The organism is Paraburkholderia sp. RL17-337-BIB-A (assembly GCF_046025895.1).
Taxonomy (GTDB): domain Bacteria; phylum Pseudomonadota; class Gammaproteobacteria; order Burkholderiales; family Burkholderiaceae; genus Paraburkholderia; species Paraburkholderia fungorum_C.
The window spans coordinates 1,587,587-1,601,319 of the sequence record NZ_JARESY010000002.1 but is presented as its reverse complement, the minus strand read 5'-3'; the positions used below and the strand labels follow the sequence as shown (position 1 = coordinate 1,601,319).

General features: G+C 60.8%; 11 protein-coding genes. 7 read left to right on the top strand and 4 right to left on the bottom strand.

The features are described 5' to 3' along the window. Positions 1 to 282: 282 nt before the first annotated feature. The 3 genes from phaC to P0D84_RS28070 form a co-directional block, all read right to left on the bottom strand. Positions 283 to 2,013: a class I poly(R)-hydroxyalkanoic acid synthase gene (phaC, locus tag P0D84_RS28080; protein ID WP_408341975.1), complete on the bottom strand. Its 1,731-nt coding sequence runs from the start codon at positions 2,011 to 2,013 to the stop codon at positions 283 to 285. An 86-nt stretch (positions 2,014 to 2,099) separates the two neighbouring features. Next, complete coding sequence (locus P0D84_RS28075; RefSeq protein WP_408341973.1) at positions 2,100 to 2,501, bottom strand: phasin family protein; 402 nt, start codon at positions 2,499 to 2,501, stop codon at positions 2,100 to 2,102. 321 nt (positions 2,502 to 2,822) lie between these two features. Beyond that, positions 2,823 to 3,914, bottom strand: coding sequence for an alkene reductase (locus P0D84_RS28070; protein ID WP_408341971.1), 1,092 nt, complete (start codon positions 3,912 to 3,914; stop codon positions 2,823 to 2,825). Positions 3,915 to 4,736: 822 nt separating this feature from the next. On the opposite strand from P0D84_RS28070, the gene P0D84_RS28065 reads away from it, so the two are divergent. After that, a complete protein-coding gene (locus P0D84_RS28065) occupies positions 4,737 to 4,886 on the top strand; it encodes a hypothetical protein (RefSeq protein ID WP_408341969.1) in 150 nt (49 codons plus the stop codon). A gap of 334 nt (positions 4,887 to 5,220) precedes the next feature. Here P0D84_RS28065 and P0D84_RS28060 read toward each other — a convergent pair whose 3' ends face one another. Next, the gene (locus P0D84_RS28060) at positions 5,221 to 6,804 is read right to left on the bottom strand and encodes an aldehyde dehydrogenase (NADP(+)) (protein WP_408341967.1); all 1,584 of its coding nucleotides are present in this window, start codon (positions 6,802 to 6,804) and stop codon (positions 5,221 to 5,223) included. Between the two features lie 205 nt (positions 6,805 to 7,009). On the opposite strand from P0D84_RS28060, the gene garL reads away from it, so the two are divergent. From garL to P0D84_RS28030, 6 genes are all read left to right on the top strand, one after another. After that, positions 7,010 to 7,795, top strand: a complete 786-nt coding sequence (garL, locus tag P0D84_RS28055) for a 2-dehydro-3-deoxyglucarate aldolase (RefSeq protein WP_408341965.1) — start codon at positions 7,010 to 7,012, stop codon at positions 7,793 to 7,795. Between the two features lie 30 nt (positions 7,796 to 7,825). Then, complete coding sequence (locus P0D84_RS28050; protein ID WP_494478247.1) at positions 7,826 to 8,731, top strand: 2-hydroxy-3-oxopropionate reductase; 906 nt, start codon at positions 7,826 to 7,828, stop codon at positions 8,729 to 8,731. Between the two features lie 147 nt (positions 8,732 to 8,878). After that, complete coding sequence (gene kdgD / locus P0D84_RS28045) at positions 8,879 to 9,796, top strand: 5-dehydro-4-deoxyglucarate dehydratase (RefSeq protein WP_408341961.1); 918 nt, start codon at positions 8,879 to 8,881, stop codon at positions 9,794 to 9,796. 315 nt (positions 9,797 to 10,111) lie between these two features. Further along, on the top strand, positions 10,112 to 11,776 hold the full coding sequence (locus P0D84_RS28040; protein WP_408341959.1) for an acetolactate synthase large subunit: 1,665 nt from the start codon (positions 10,112 to 10,114) through the stop codon (positions 11,774 to 11,776). Continuing rightward, positions 11,773 to 12,900, top strand: a complete 1,128-nt coding sequence (locus P0D84_RS28035) for a zinc-dependent alcohol dehydrogenase family protein (protein WP_408341957.1) — start codon at positions 11,773 to 11,775, stop codon at positions 12,898 to 12,900. The genes P0D84_RS28040 and P0D84_RS28035 overlap by 4 nt, the downstream gene beginning before the upstream one ends. Continuing rightward, a complete protein-coding gene (locus tag P0D84_RS28030) occupies positions 12,897 to 13,724 on the top strand; it encodes a poly(R)-hydroxyalkanoic acid synthase subunit PhaE (RefSeq protein WP_408341955.1) in 828 nt (275 codons plus the stop codon). Before P0D84_RS28035 ends, P0D84_RS28030 begins: the two co-directional genes overlap by 4 nt. The last annotated feature ends 9 nt before the right edge of the window (positions 13,725 to 13,733 follow it).

The following is a 13,733-nucleotide window of genomic DNA, read 5'->3' as shown; positions in this document are numbered from 1 at the left end:
CATAATCCACCAGCGCGGAATAAGCGGTCGGACCAGGACAGATAATCCTGTCGGGCATGTCACGCCGGCGTAAGTGGCGCCTGCAAGCCGGACGACGCGGAGCTCAAACGAAGTTGTGGTCTCAGGTGCGCCTAACAATGATGCACTTGCGATAAGTCTTGTTATCGCAAGTGCCCCGCAATAGCCACGATCACGGGCTTGCACACTAGCCGTCGGCCTCAGTGCGCGATGAGTTGCAATTTTTAGACGTCCGTCGTCGAAGTTTGAAGCGCTCAACGCCGCTCACGCGCCCATGACTTCCGGAGGATGTTTTTTCACATAACGCCCAGGCGCCGGCTCGATCGGCTTGTACTTCGCGTTGCCCGGCTTCTTCGGCGCTGCGACCTGCTTGCCCGCATGCGCCTGCAGCCAGTTGTTCCAGTGCGTCCACCAGCTTCCGGGCTGCGATTTCGCCGACTCAAGCCACGCCTGCGGATCGTCGCCGAGCGTGCCGTCGCTCCAGTAGCTGCGCTTGTTCTTCGACGCCGGATTGATCACGCCTGCGATATGCCCGCTGGCGCCGAGCACGAACTGCGTGTCACCTCCGACGAGTTGCGTCGAACGGTACGCGCCCTTCCACGGCACGATGTGGTCTTCCTGGGTGCCGAAGATATAGCTCGGCATGTCGATGCTGCCGAGCTCCACCTGCGTGCCGCACATCGAGAGGCGGCCCGCCTTGCACAGATTGTTTTCCAGATACATGTTGCGCAGGTACCAGGCGTACATCGGGCCGGGCAGATTGGTGCCGTCGGCGTTCCAGTAGAGCAGGTCGAATGCCTGCGGCGCGCCACCCTTAAGATAGTTGTTCACGACATACGGCCAGATCAGATCGTTCGCGCGTAGCGTCTGGAACACGAAGCCGAGTTCACCACCGGAATAGATGCCGCCCTTGCCGATCGTCTGCTCGCGTTGCGACACGCCCTGCTCGTCGATGAACACGCCGAGGTCGCCGGGATCACTGAAGTCGAGCATCGTCGTGAGGAGCGTCACACTCGCGACCGACTCGTCGCCGCGCGCGCGCAGCACCGCGAGCGCCGACGACAGGATTGTTCCGCCGACACACCAGCCGACTGCATTGACCTTGTCGGCGCCGCTGATCGCGAGGCCGACTTCAATCGCCTTGATCGCGCCGTTTTCGACGTAGTCGTCCCAGGTGATGTGGCCGAGTTCTGCGTCGGGGTTGCGCCACGACACGAGGAACACGGTCAGCCCCTGCTCGGTCGCGTAGCGCACGAACGAGTTCTCGGGCTGCAGATCGAGGATGTAGAACTTGTTGATGCAGGGCGGCACAATCACGAGCGGCCGCTCGGCGACCTGCCCGGTGAGCGGCGCGTACTGGATCAGCTGGAACAGTTCGTTCTCGAACACCACCGATCCCTTCGATACTGCGACGTTCTTCCCCACTTCGAACGCGTTTTCATCAGTGATGGAGATGCGTCCGCGCTTCAGATCTCCGAGCAGGTTTGCAAAGCCCGCGCGCATGCTTTCGCCCTGCGTCTCGATGGCGGTCTTCATCGCTTCCGGATTGGTCGCGGCGAAATTGGCGGGGCTCATCGAATCGATGAACTGGCGCGCGTAGAAACGCAGCTTGTGCTTGTCCTTTTCGCCGACGCCCGCAGCCTCGACCATGTCGTTGAGCAGACGCGAGTTGAGCAGGTAAGTCTGCTTGAGCATGCTGTACCAGGGATTCTCGCGCCAGGCATCGGCACTGAAGCGGCGGTCGCCGCGCTCGGGTTCGACGGCGGGCGTGGGCTTTTGCCCCATCGCCCTCGTCGCCATGCCCATGTACAGCGCCATCTGCTGCTGCCAGTAATGCGCCTGTGCTTCTGCCAGCGCGAGCGCCGGCATCCTGGCGGGGGTCGAAGGCACTTCGCCGATCTTGCCCGCCGCGCCGGTGTAGGCTTGCAGCAGCGTTTGCCCCGATTTAAAGAAGCCTTGGACGAACTCGTCCGGCATGTTGAACGGTGCGGCCATGCTGCCTCCTGAGAGTGATGATTAAACGTTGCTGCCCGTCCCGCGATGACGACGCACCGCTCGCGCAACGGGCCAAGGCGCGCCAGCTATTTGCGCTGCAGCATCTGCTTGATCTCTGCCGCGTGTTCATTCGCGCGTTTGGTGAGGCTCGCCGTTGCCGCCAGTTGCGACTTGCGCGCGATTTCTGCCAGATCCTTTACATCTTCGACTGCCTTCAGCCACGCATTGCGCGCCACCTCAGCGTGTTTGCCTGGGTCCGCCGCGCCCGCAGTGGTGGCTGCCTGAATGTCCTGCATCGCCTGAGTCAGCATCTCGGTCTGCTTGCGGGCAAACGCCTGCATCGCGTCGTAAGCGGACTTGTTCGCTTCGACGATCGCCTCGATGTCTTTCTTGCGCGACGCGACCAACGCGGACATATCGACGCCCGGCACCTTGAACTGTTCGAGCATCTTCGTCAGATCGCCAAAGGGATTTGTTTGATCAGCCATGACTGTCTTCTCCTGGATCGTTCGGTAAGCTACGTATGGAGTTAGTTACCTACACTCACTCCGAGCGGGCAATTCCTGATGTCGGGATCACGAGCGCATGGTCATCGATTACCATCTTTTTTGCACTGCGCATACGGTCGTCGACACGCCGCCCGCTTTTTCCCAATCAGTTCCTTCAACATCACCGAGGTGTGCATAGCATCGCCCCGTCGAACCTGGCGCTCTAGATACCGACGCAAACCTCCAGAGGGTGCGGACCCCAGCCCAGCGCTCCAATGTGATGTTTGACCTGCACATCGCCGCCCGTTGGTGAAGCTATCCTCAGTCCGCCGTTACGGCTTGGAGAGGCGGGTAATCCGTGTATCCCTTCGCGTCAGCGCCGTAGAACCGACTCGGGTCGGGTTTGCTTAGTGGCGCATCCGACCGAAAGCGCTCGACGAGATCCGGATTGGCGATATAGGGCACACCGAACGCCACCAGATCTGCATCTCCTTTTACTAAAATTGCATTGGCTTTCGACTTGTCGAATCCGGTGTTGACCATGATTGGCACGGACGTCATCGGCCGAAAGGTCTCGGCGACATTGGGTATTTGCACGCCGCGCTCCGCGTCCTTAGCGTTTGGCTCCAGGAGGCATAGGTAACCGACGCGTAGCGCGTCGAGCGCTCGGACAACGAAGCCAAAGGTGGCAAGCTTGTCGCTGTCGTCCACGCCATAGAGATGGCTTGACGGCGACAGCCGCACGCCGATTCGCTCTGAAGACCAGGCGTCGATCATTGCCTTGGCGGTTTCTAGCATGAGCCGCGCGCGATTTTCGACTGTTCCGCCGTAGGCGTCTGTGCGGTGATTACTGCCATCTTGAAGAAACTGATCCTGTAGGTAGCCGTTGGCACCATGCAGTTCAACGCCATCGAAGCCAGCCTGCCGTGCATTTTGCGTCGCCTTGGCAAAGTCGCTCACGATGCCAGAAATCTCATCAATGCTGAGCTCCTGGGGTATGGTGAAATCCACGCGACCGGTTGGCAGAACGAAATCTCCGGTCGCCGCTATCGGAGAAGGTCCAACCGGTGGCGCGCCGTCCCGCATGTCTGGATGGGCGACTCGGCCACAGTGCCAGATCTGGCAGTAGATTCGGCCTCCAGCGGCGTGAACTGCGTCGGTAATTTTCCGCCATGCCGCGATCTGATCCGGACGGTGCAAACCAGGGGCGCGGATGATGCCATGCCCTTGGTCAGAAACCTGCGTGCACTCGGTCACAATCAGTCCGGCAGAAGCACGCTGGACATAATACTCACGCATCAAATCAGTTGGCACGTCGTTTTCGGATGCCCGCGTACGGGTCATTGCGGACATCACGATCCGGTTTGGCAGTTTGAGGACGTTAAGGTCAAAGCTTTGAAAGAGTTCGTCCATGGTCGTTTCCTGGTGTGCACTGTTCAGCGTATGTTGAGGCCGCCGTCGAGCTTAACGGTCGGAGCAGAAATGAGCCGGCGTTAGGCGAGCCGGGGAGTAACGCCGGACTCCAAGCCTCCGCCAAAGCGCTGGCCAGGCATCCGGTCTCGCCGCCCACTCATCTACAGCTTGCGTGCGCCCAAAAAAAAGCCGCAGCAATTCGCTGCTGCGGCATTCCAATCCCACGCGCGAGCGTCAGCCATACGCCAAAATATGATCTCCAGAAACGGGACAAATATCGGTACGAAAACGTACATTCTCCCGGTCAGTAACGAAAAGCGTCGTGCTCGGAAGGGTCCCACCGATGGCCCTGTCTGCGGGCAATAGGTCGATGCTCTTCGTTGCGGCTCGCATGTCAAGGCGTTCCTGGTTCGAGCGTCCGCTCTGGGCCGTGGCTTATCTCTGCGCCAGAAAGTCAACACAAACCTGGGCGGATGTCACACACGGTCGGCGAGCGGTATTCAGGCATCCAGCTATCGAGGAACAGCGGCACCCGTGACCGCTTCGTGTCGAGCTTGAGTGCCGCGAGAACACCGGGCGCAGTTGCGCCGCAGGACGTGCGATCGCGAGACGATCCTTCCAGTCACACTGTGTTCCGTTTGCCTTCAGTCAGATACGCGAAGATTCGACGCGGCGATCAGTGCGCAGCCATCCACTGGTTCGTGCCATCGCGACGCGCTCGGCGATGACGAGATAACCGGGCAAAGGCCGCATGCGTTGCACTGCAACACAAAAAGAGTATGATTAAGGGTAATCCCTTAGCCAATTACCCTGAAACTCACTATGAAAACCGTCGCTCAAACCTCAGTTGTTACCTCTTTCGGTTCGTGGCTGCGCAACGCAACGGCCATCGCGCGTCGAGAATGGAATCGGGCGCTGGAACTGCACCTGCAGAACTGCGAGATCGTCGTCGAAGCTTATCGTCGCAAGTAACCAGCGAACTGTTTCGCCTGTCTTCGACAATCAAGATCGGGTGCTAACCGTAAATAGACGGACGTTATTCGCCATCGGTGACAATACCGCAAGGGGGCGATAGCGCTTCCGGCAGTATCCGCCAGGCCCATTTGCATCCTGACGCGCCTTGAGCAAAGCGGTGGCCGGCGTGAGTCTGCCCATCGGGTTGCTTATTCAGCGCGAGGCTCGGACGCTTGTTGTCGAACCTCCAGTTCAGAACCAGGAACTGTATGGCGACGCCGTCGTCGTGCGCGCCGAGTCCCTTTTGACAAAGAAACGGCCCGATTGGGCCGTTTCTTTTGCTCGTGACCGTTTAGCTGCGCGTGACCTGTCCGTCCCGGCGTCGCCACAACTCGAGCGGGTTGTCGTCGAGAAGCGCCTCAGGCAACAGGTCTTCAGGAAAGTCCTGGTAGCAAACGGGGCGCAGAAAGCGCTCGATCGACGTAGTCCCCACCGACGTCACCCGACTGTCGGAAGTGGCCGGAAATGGGCCGCCATGCACCATCGCGTGTGATACCTCAACGCCCGTCGGGTAGCCATTGACGAGAATACGGCCGGCCTTACGCTCGAGGATCGGCACGAGCTTTTTCGCCGTGGACACGTCTGGCCGGTCCATCTGGATGGTCGCGGTGAGTTGACCGACGAAGTGTTCTGCGACGTCGAGGAGTTCCTGCTCGTCCTTGCACCGCACGATCGTTGATGCCGGGCCGAACACCTCGTCTTCCAACTCGGGGGTCGCAAGAAAGGTCCGGGCATCGGTCACGAACAGCGCGGCGCAGGCTTGTGTGGGGCCTGTGGCCTCCAGCCCATACGCGACCGGGGCGACGCCTTTCGTTGCGGCCAACTTACCCTCGCCCTGCTGATATGCCGCGTGGATGCCTGGGGTCAGCATCGTCTGCGCGGGCCGCGCGCTCAGTTCTGTCGTGGCGCCTTCTATAAATGCTTTCAACGCCTCGCCGTCGATTCCAATACCGAGGCCCGGGTTGGTGCAGAACTGGCCGCCGCCAAGCACAAGTGAATCGACAAAGCCTCGCGCGATGCCGTCACCGCGAGCCGCAAGCGCGCCCGGTAATAGAAATACGGGGTTGATGCTACTCATCTCGGCATACACAGGAATCGGCTCGGGCCGGCGGGCGGCCACGCGCATCAGCGACGTGCCGCCTGCTCGAGAACCCGTAAAGCCGACCGCCTTGATTGCCGGGTGAGCGACCAGCGCCTCCCCTACTGTGTTTCCGGCGCCGACGATCATCGAAAACACGCCTTCCGGAAGATCCATCTCTGTCGCGACGCGTTGGACGACGCGGCCCACCATTTCAGAAGTTCCCAGGTGAGCCCGATGGGCTTTCACGACCACCGGACAGCCGGCCGCAAGTGCCGCCGCCGTGTCGCCGCCGGCCACTGAAAAAGCTAACGGAAAGTTGCTCGCACCGAAGACGGCCACGGGACCCACTGGGATCCGCTGCATGCGCAAATCCGAGCGTGGCGCGGGCTTGCGTTCGGGCAGCGGGGAATCGAGCGTCGCGCTGAGCCATTGGCCGGAGCGTACGACTTCTGCGAACAACTTGAGCTGGCCAATCGTACGGCCTCGCTCCCCTTCAAGACGGGCTTTGGGTAAGCCGGATTCTTCGTGGGCCCGCTGAATGAGGGCGTCGCCAAGTGCGGCGATGCCATCCGCGATGCGCTCCAGGAATTCGGCGCGCACCTCGAGCGATAGTTGCCGGAACGGATCAAACGCCTTTGCGGCTAGATCACATGCCATTGCAACGTCTGCGACGGAGCCGCTGCCGAAGACAGGCGCGTCAATTTCCTTTCCCGTAATCGGGCTCAAGGCCCGAATCGGCTCTTCGGAGCCCCGGATGGCTTGTCGGCCGATCAGCATTTCGCCGGTGATAAACATTGCATTTCCTCCTAAGAAATCCATTATCTCATCAGTCATCGTATGTCGAAAGCGAGTCTGTCGCAAGAATTTTCCGTTATGGTACAAGTCACTACGGGTAAACATCCCTGTTTCTCGTCGATCATCCGACATACTATGTGTTCAGACGTCAGACAACATGTAGTAACCGCTGACGGCCCCTTACTTCCCACCGAGGAAAACAGCCATGGCAACGTCAACCCCTTATCAGCCGTTACCGAACAGGTTTCGCGATTCCGTTCGCAACGGCGAACGCCTGATCGGGGCATGGTCCTCCCTCGCAAGCCCGATCACGACAGAATTGCTTGGCCTCATCGGTTTCGACTGGCTGCTGCTGGATGCGGAACATGCGCCCAACGACGTTCTAACGCTCATCCCCCAGCTTATGGCATTGAAGGACAGCCCGAGTGCGCCTTTCGTGCGGCCACCGGCGAATGAAAGCGTCGTCATCAAGCGCATGCTGGACGCGGGGTTTTTCAACTTCCTGATCCCTTTCGTCGATAGCGCTGACGATGCAAAGCGCGCCGTCGCCGCGACACGCTACCCGCCGCTGGGCGTGCGAGGGGTTTCGGTCGGTCAGCGAGGTAATCGCTACGGGACCGTCGCTAATTATTTCGACATTGCGAACGACAACATCTGCGTTGTAGTGCAGATCGAGAGCCGCGCTGCAGTTGAGGCGATCGATGAGATTGCTGCAGTCGATGGCGTCGATGCCGTGTTCGTCGGTCCGTCCGATCTTGCCGCCTCCTACGGTCATATCGGCAATGCGAACCACCCCGAAGTGCAGCAGGCCATCGCCCACGTTTTCGAGCGTGTTAAGGCCGCCGGCAAGGCAAGCGGCATTCTCGCGCCCGTGCAGGCAGATGCGGAACGCTACCTTTCGATGGGGAGCACGCTCGTGGCGGTCTGCGCCGACATGGGATTGCTTCGGAACGCCGCACAGGCCGTAAAGAACCACTTCATGCAGAAGTAAGCACGCGTGGTCAACGTGAAATCACAATGTTTGGAGAATCACATGCACAAAGCAGGCTTTATCGGACTTGGGATCATGGGCACGCCGATGGCGGCCAATCTTCGAAAGAACGGCATCGAACTTGTTGCGTTCACGAAAGGTGCGGTGCCGACGGAACTCACGCAGGCTGGCGTCCTCCCTGCAGACAGTGCCGCTGCGGTCGCCGCCCAGGCCGACATCATCTTCATCATGGTTCCCGACACGCCCGACGTCGAACGCGTCTTGTTCGGTGAAAACGGCGTGGCCGAGAGCCTGCGCGCCGGTCAGATTGTGGTCGATATGAGCTCGATCTCGCCGATGGCCACGCGCGATTTCGCCGCCCGCGTGCGCGAGCGCGGCGCGGAGTATCTCGATGCGCCTGTCTCGGGAGGCGAAGTCGGAGCGAAAGCGGGATCGCTCACGATCATGGTGGGTGGCTCACAGGCGAGCTTCGACGCAGTGAAGCCCTACTTCGACCTGATGGGCAAAAACGTGTCGCTGATTGGCGAAGTCGGCGCGGGCCAGGTCTGCAAGGTCGCAAACCAGGTGATCGTCGCTGCGACCATCGAGGCGGTCGGCGAGGCGTTGCTGCTGGCATCAAAGGCCGGAGTGGATGCGGAAAAGGTTCGTCAGGCGCTGATGGGCGGCTTCGCCTCGTCGAGGATTCTGGAAGTACACGGCGAGCGCATGACGAAGCGCACTTTCAATCCCGGATTCCGCATTGAACTGCATCAGAAAGATCTGAATCTGGCGCTCTCCACGGCACAAGCGCTTGGCGTCTCGTTGCCCAATACCGCGACCTGCCAGGCGCTGTTTAGCGCCTGCACGGCCCATGGCGGCAAGGCGTGGGACCACTCTGCAATGGTGCGTGCGCTTGAAATCATGGCGAACCACGAGATAGGCAAGACTGCCGGATAAGCAAATACAGCTCTCCGGCGAAAGCTCGGTAACGGCCCAAAGTGAGCGATATCAGTAAGTACACCTTGGTTCAACCTCGTCACGGCGAAGACAGGACGCCGAGCCATGTCCTCAACATCGATTAACTGAAATCTGGAGCATTCAATCATGACCACACCGCAAGAACTCAAGCAGATCGTCTCCGAAGGGCTGCTGTCGTTCCCCGTCACCGACTTCGACGAGCGAGGCGACTTTCGCGCCGATACCTACGCTGAACGTCTTGAGTGGCTCGCCCCTTACGGCGCGACCGCCCTTTTTGCTGCCGGCGGAACTGGCGAGTTCTTCTCGCTTACGCAAAGCGAATACTCGGACGTGATTCGCACGGCAACTGAAACCTGCAAGGGCAAAGTACCGATTCTCGCCGGCGCCGGTGGCCCGACGCGCGTCGCGATTGGCTACGCGCAGGAAGCGGAACGGCTCGGTGCCAATGGCATCCTGCTGATGCCCCACTATCTGACCGAGGCATGTCAGGAAGGCATCGCCGCGCACGCCGAACAGGTGTGCAAGTCCGTTCCGAACATCGGCGTGATCATCTACAACCGCGCCAACTCCAAGCTCAATGCCGACATGCTCGAGCGCCTGGCCGACAGTTGCCCGAACCTGATTGGCTTCAAGGACGGCGTGGGCGAAATTGAGAACATGGTGACGATTCGACGTCGCCTGGGAGATCGCTTTTCCTATCTCGGCGGGCTGCCGACCGCCGAAGTCTATGCGGCCGCTTACAAAGCTCTCGGCGTGCCGGTGTATTCGTCGGCGGTATTCAACTTCGTTCCGAAGACTGCGATGGACTTCTATCGCGCAATCGCCGCTGACGACCATGCAACGGTTGGCAAGCTGATCGACGAGTTCTTCCTGCCCTACCTCAAGATCCGCAACCGCCGGAAGGGTTACGCGGTGAGTATCGTAAAAGCAGGAGCAACGCTCGTCGGCCACAGCGCCGGCCCGGTGCGCCCACCGTTGACCGATCTGGATGACGAGGAAATGACCGAGCTCGACGCCCTGATCAGGAAAATGGGTCCCCAGTAATCGTTGACAGCGGCCCGGCGACCCAGAATCGCCGGGGCTGCATGCGGACTCGCACGCATGGACACGACATCGGCACTGCCGTGAATATAAGCATACCGAAATTGACCGTCATCGGCCGGATGAGCGCGCTCAATTGCGACTCACCGCTGAATGGCACCAGAACTCGAGCCCGCCCGCATCTTCGATTAGCGGCATCGGCGCACATCTGGAAACCATGTGGCGCAAGTTGCCGGTCGCTGAACCCGGGAACCGGCGTGCCGTCGACGCCGTTGCAACCAACATTGATTGTGAATTGAATAGACAAGGAGTCTGTCCGTGAAAGCTTCCGACCTGTTCGTCAAGGCGCTAGAAAACGAAGGTGTCGATCGCATCTTCGCTGTGCCTGGCGAGGAGAACCTCGACGTCGTGGAATCGCTGCGCCGCTCGAGCATCCAATTGATCCTGACCCGCCATGAACAGACGGCTGCCTTCATGGCCGCGACCCACGGCCGGCTTACCGGCAAGCCGGGCGTTTGTATGGCAACACTCGGGCCTGGCGCCTTGAACCTCGTGACTGGCGCGGCGTACGCGCATCTTGGCGCGATGCCGATGATCCTGATCACCGGTCAGAAGCCGATCATGACTGCGCGCCAGGCGCGTTTTCAGATCGTCGATATCGTCGCCACGATGAAGCCGCTCACCAAGGCCTCCAGACAAATTGTCAGCGGCGCCAGCATTCCCACCGTGGTGCGCGAAGCATTCCGCCTGGCCCAGGACGAGCGACCCGGGCCGGTCCATCTGGAATTGCCCGAAGACGTGGCAGGCGAGCAAGTGAGCGACGACCTGACCGTCATTCCGGTGCACCCTGTCGAGCTTCCGGTCGCACAGGAGGCTGCCATCGAGCGGGCCGCAGCGATGCTAAAAAGCGCCGAGCGGCCGCTCGTGATGTTCGGTGCGGCGAGCAACCGGCCGCGGCTCGTGGGTCAATTGACGGATTTCATTCGACGCACCGGCATTCCGTTCTTCAACACCCAGATGGGTAAAGGCACCGTCGCCGCCATCGGCAGCGATGAAGCCGCCCAACTGTGGATGGGGACGGCGGCGCTCAGCGAACGCGACTACCTGCATGAGGCGATCGATCGCGCCGACCTGATCCTTACCATTGGCCACGACACGGTCGAAAAGCCGCCGTTCATCATGGGGCCGAAGGGCCCAAAGGTCATTCACGTCGGATACACGGCGGCTAGCGTCGAACAGGTCTTCTTTCCACACGCCGAGGTGGTGGGCGACCTGGGTTTAAGCCTGTCACGACTTGCCGACGTGGTCGAAGGAAAGCTCCCGAACGCTGCGACGCTAGCGCCTTTGCGCGACGGCATTCTGAAGCGCACGCTTGATCGCGCGACGGAATCGCGCTTTCCCCTGACGCCGCAGCGCATTGTCCACGACGTGCGCGAAGTGATGCCCGCCGATGGCATCGTCGCGCTAGACAACGGCATGTACAAGATCTGGTTCGCACGCTGCTACCGCACGCGCAGCGCCAACACGCTCCTGCTGGACAACGCGTTGGCCACGATGGGTGCGGGCCTGCCGTCGGCGATGATGGCATCGCTCCTCTACCCCAACCGCCGCGTGATGGCCGTATGTGGCGACGGCGGCTTCATGATGAACTCGCAGGAACTCGAGACCGCTGTCCGACTGAAGCTCAACCTCGTCGTGCTGATCATTCAGGACGACGCCTACGGAATGATCCGCTGGAAGCAAGCGGTCGACGATTTCGCCGATTGGGGATTGAGTTTCGGCAATCCGGACTTCGTTAAGTACGCAGAGGCCTACGGAGCGAAAGGCCGGCGCGTCGAGGCGGCCGAAGGGTTGGCTCCGACGCTGGAGGCGGCATTTGAAGAAGGCGGAGTGCAACTCGTCGTCGTACCGGTCGACTACTCAGAGAACAGTCGTGTGCTCGTCGATGAACTCAGAAACCGTGTGATGGAGGTGACGCAATGAAGATCAAGGCAGCTGTTTTGCAAGAGATGGGCGCAACATCGCCGTACGCAATCTCCCGCCCTCTACGCATCGAAGAAATCGACCTCGCGCCGCCGGGCCCCGACGAGGTATTGATCAAGATTGCGGCGGCGGGTCTTTGCCACTCTGACTTGTCCGTAATCAACGGCGACCGGCCGCGGCCGATGCCGATGGCACTCGGCCATGAAGCCTCCGGCGTCGTGCAGGAACTGGGCGCCGGAGTGACTGACCTTCAGGTCGGTGACCACGTCGTCGTGGTGTTCGTCCCAAGTTGCGGGCACTGCGCACCGTGCGCGGAAGGTCGGCCTGCCTTGTGCGAGCCGGGTGCGGCGGCGAACGGTGCGGGCACCTTGCTCTCCGGTGCCCGTCGTCTCACCCGGAACGGTGAAATCGTCAACCATCACCTGGGATGTTCAGTGTTTGCCGAGTACGCGACCGTGTCGCGCCACTCCGTCATCAAGATCGATCCCACCGTACCGCTTGACGAAGCCGCGCTGTTTGGATGCGCTGTGCTCACCGGCGTGGGTGCCGTCGTCAACACGGCGCAGGTTCGAGTCGGGGCATCCGTTGCCGTCATCGGTCTGGGCGGTGTCGGACTGGCCGCGCTTATCGGCGCGCATGCGGCGGGTGCCCGGCAGATCATCGCGGTCGATCTGTCGGACGACAAACTGGAGCAGGCTCGCACTCTCGGCGCCACGCACACGGTCAATGCCGGCCGCGAGGACGCACTCGGACATATTCGCGAGCTGAGTTCGGGTGGCGTCGAGTTCGCCTTTGAATTCGCCGGCTCGATTCGCGCGTTGGATCTGGCGTACAGCATCACGCGTCGCGGGGGTTCGACCGTCACCGCCGGGTTGCCGCCCTCGACGGCGCGCTGGCCGATGCCTGCGGTAAGTCTGGTTGCCGAAGAGCGCACGGTAAAGGGCAGCTATATCGGCACATGTGTACCGTCACGCGACATCCCGCGCTTCATCGACCTTTACAAGCAGGGTCGCTTGCCAGTCAACAAATTGCTCACGGGCCGATTGAAGCTCGACGAGATCAATCACGGCTTTGACCTGCTGCACGAAGGCAAGGCGATCCGCCAGGTGGTGGTGTTCGAATGAGCCACGCCAACCAGAATTGGGCCGACGGGTGGATCGCGATGCAGCAAGCGTTTCTGAAGTCGATGAGTCCCTCTCCAGCCGCGCCGGACACAACAGTAGAAGAAGCGAAGCCACCCATAGAGGAGCAGTTCGCCGACTTGCAGGAAACTTGGAAAGAGTCGATCGAGAAATGGACTGCATTCGTCAAGGACGGCTCGAACTCTGACACATGGACGCCGAAGGCGTTGCGCGAGATGTTCTCACCGGCTCGATGGAGTGGAGGTGGCGCGGGCGCGTTCGACGCCGGTCTGCAGCACGTCATCGCAGGCCCGAAATACGCAACGCTGTGGGATCTCGACCGCACGCTCGCGGAACTGCAGCAGTTGTCGATCAAACGTGACAAGGCAGTCCTTGCGTATCAGGGAATTGTGCAGCGCGCCTGGAACTCTGCACTTGAGCGCTTCATGAAAATCCTGTCATCCGCCGAGGGAGGCACGCCAACCACATGGCGTGACCTGACTGACCGCTGGCTAAAGGTTGCGAACGAGACGCTGATCGAGGCGCATCGATCCGAGAAATTCGTCAAAGCCCAAACCCTGATGCTGCGCGCCGCTTCCGACTATCGATTGAAGGAACGCGCGCTCGCCGAATCGTGGTGTCAGGTTTATCACATTCCGACACGTACTGAAGTGGACGAGATCCAGCGCACGGTGACGGAATTGCGACGGCAAATCCGACTGCTGCAGCGGCAGAACGCGCCTCAGCCGGAGACACGCACCAGCCCTGCGCCCGTCCCCCCGACGCGCGCCGTCATCCGGAAATCCGCCCGCCCCACCCACTCCTGAGAGAACCGT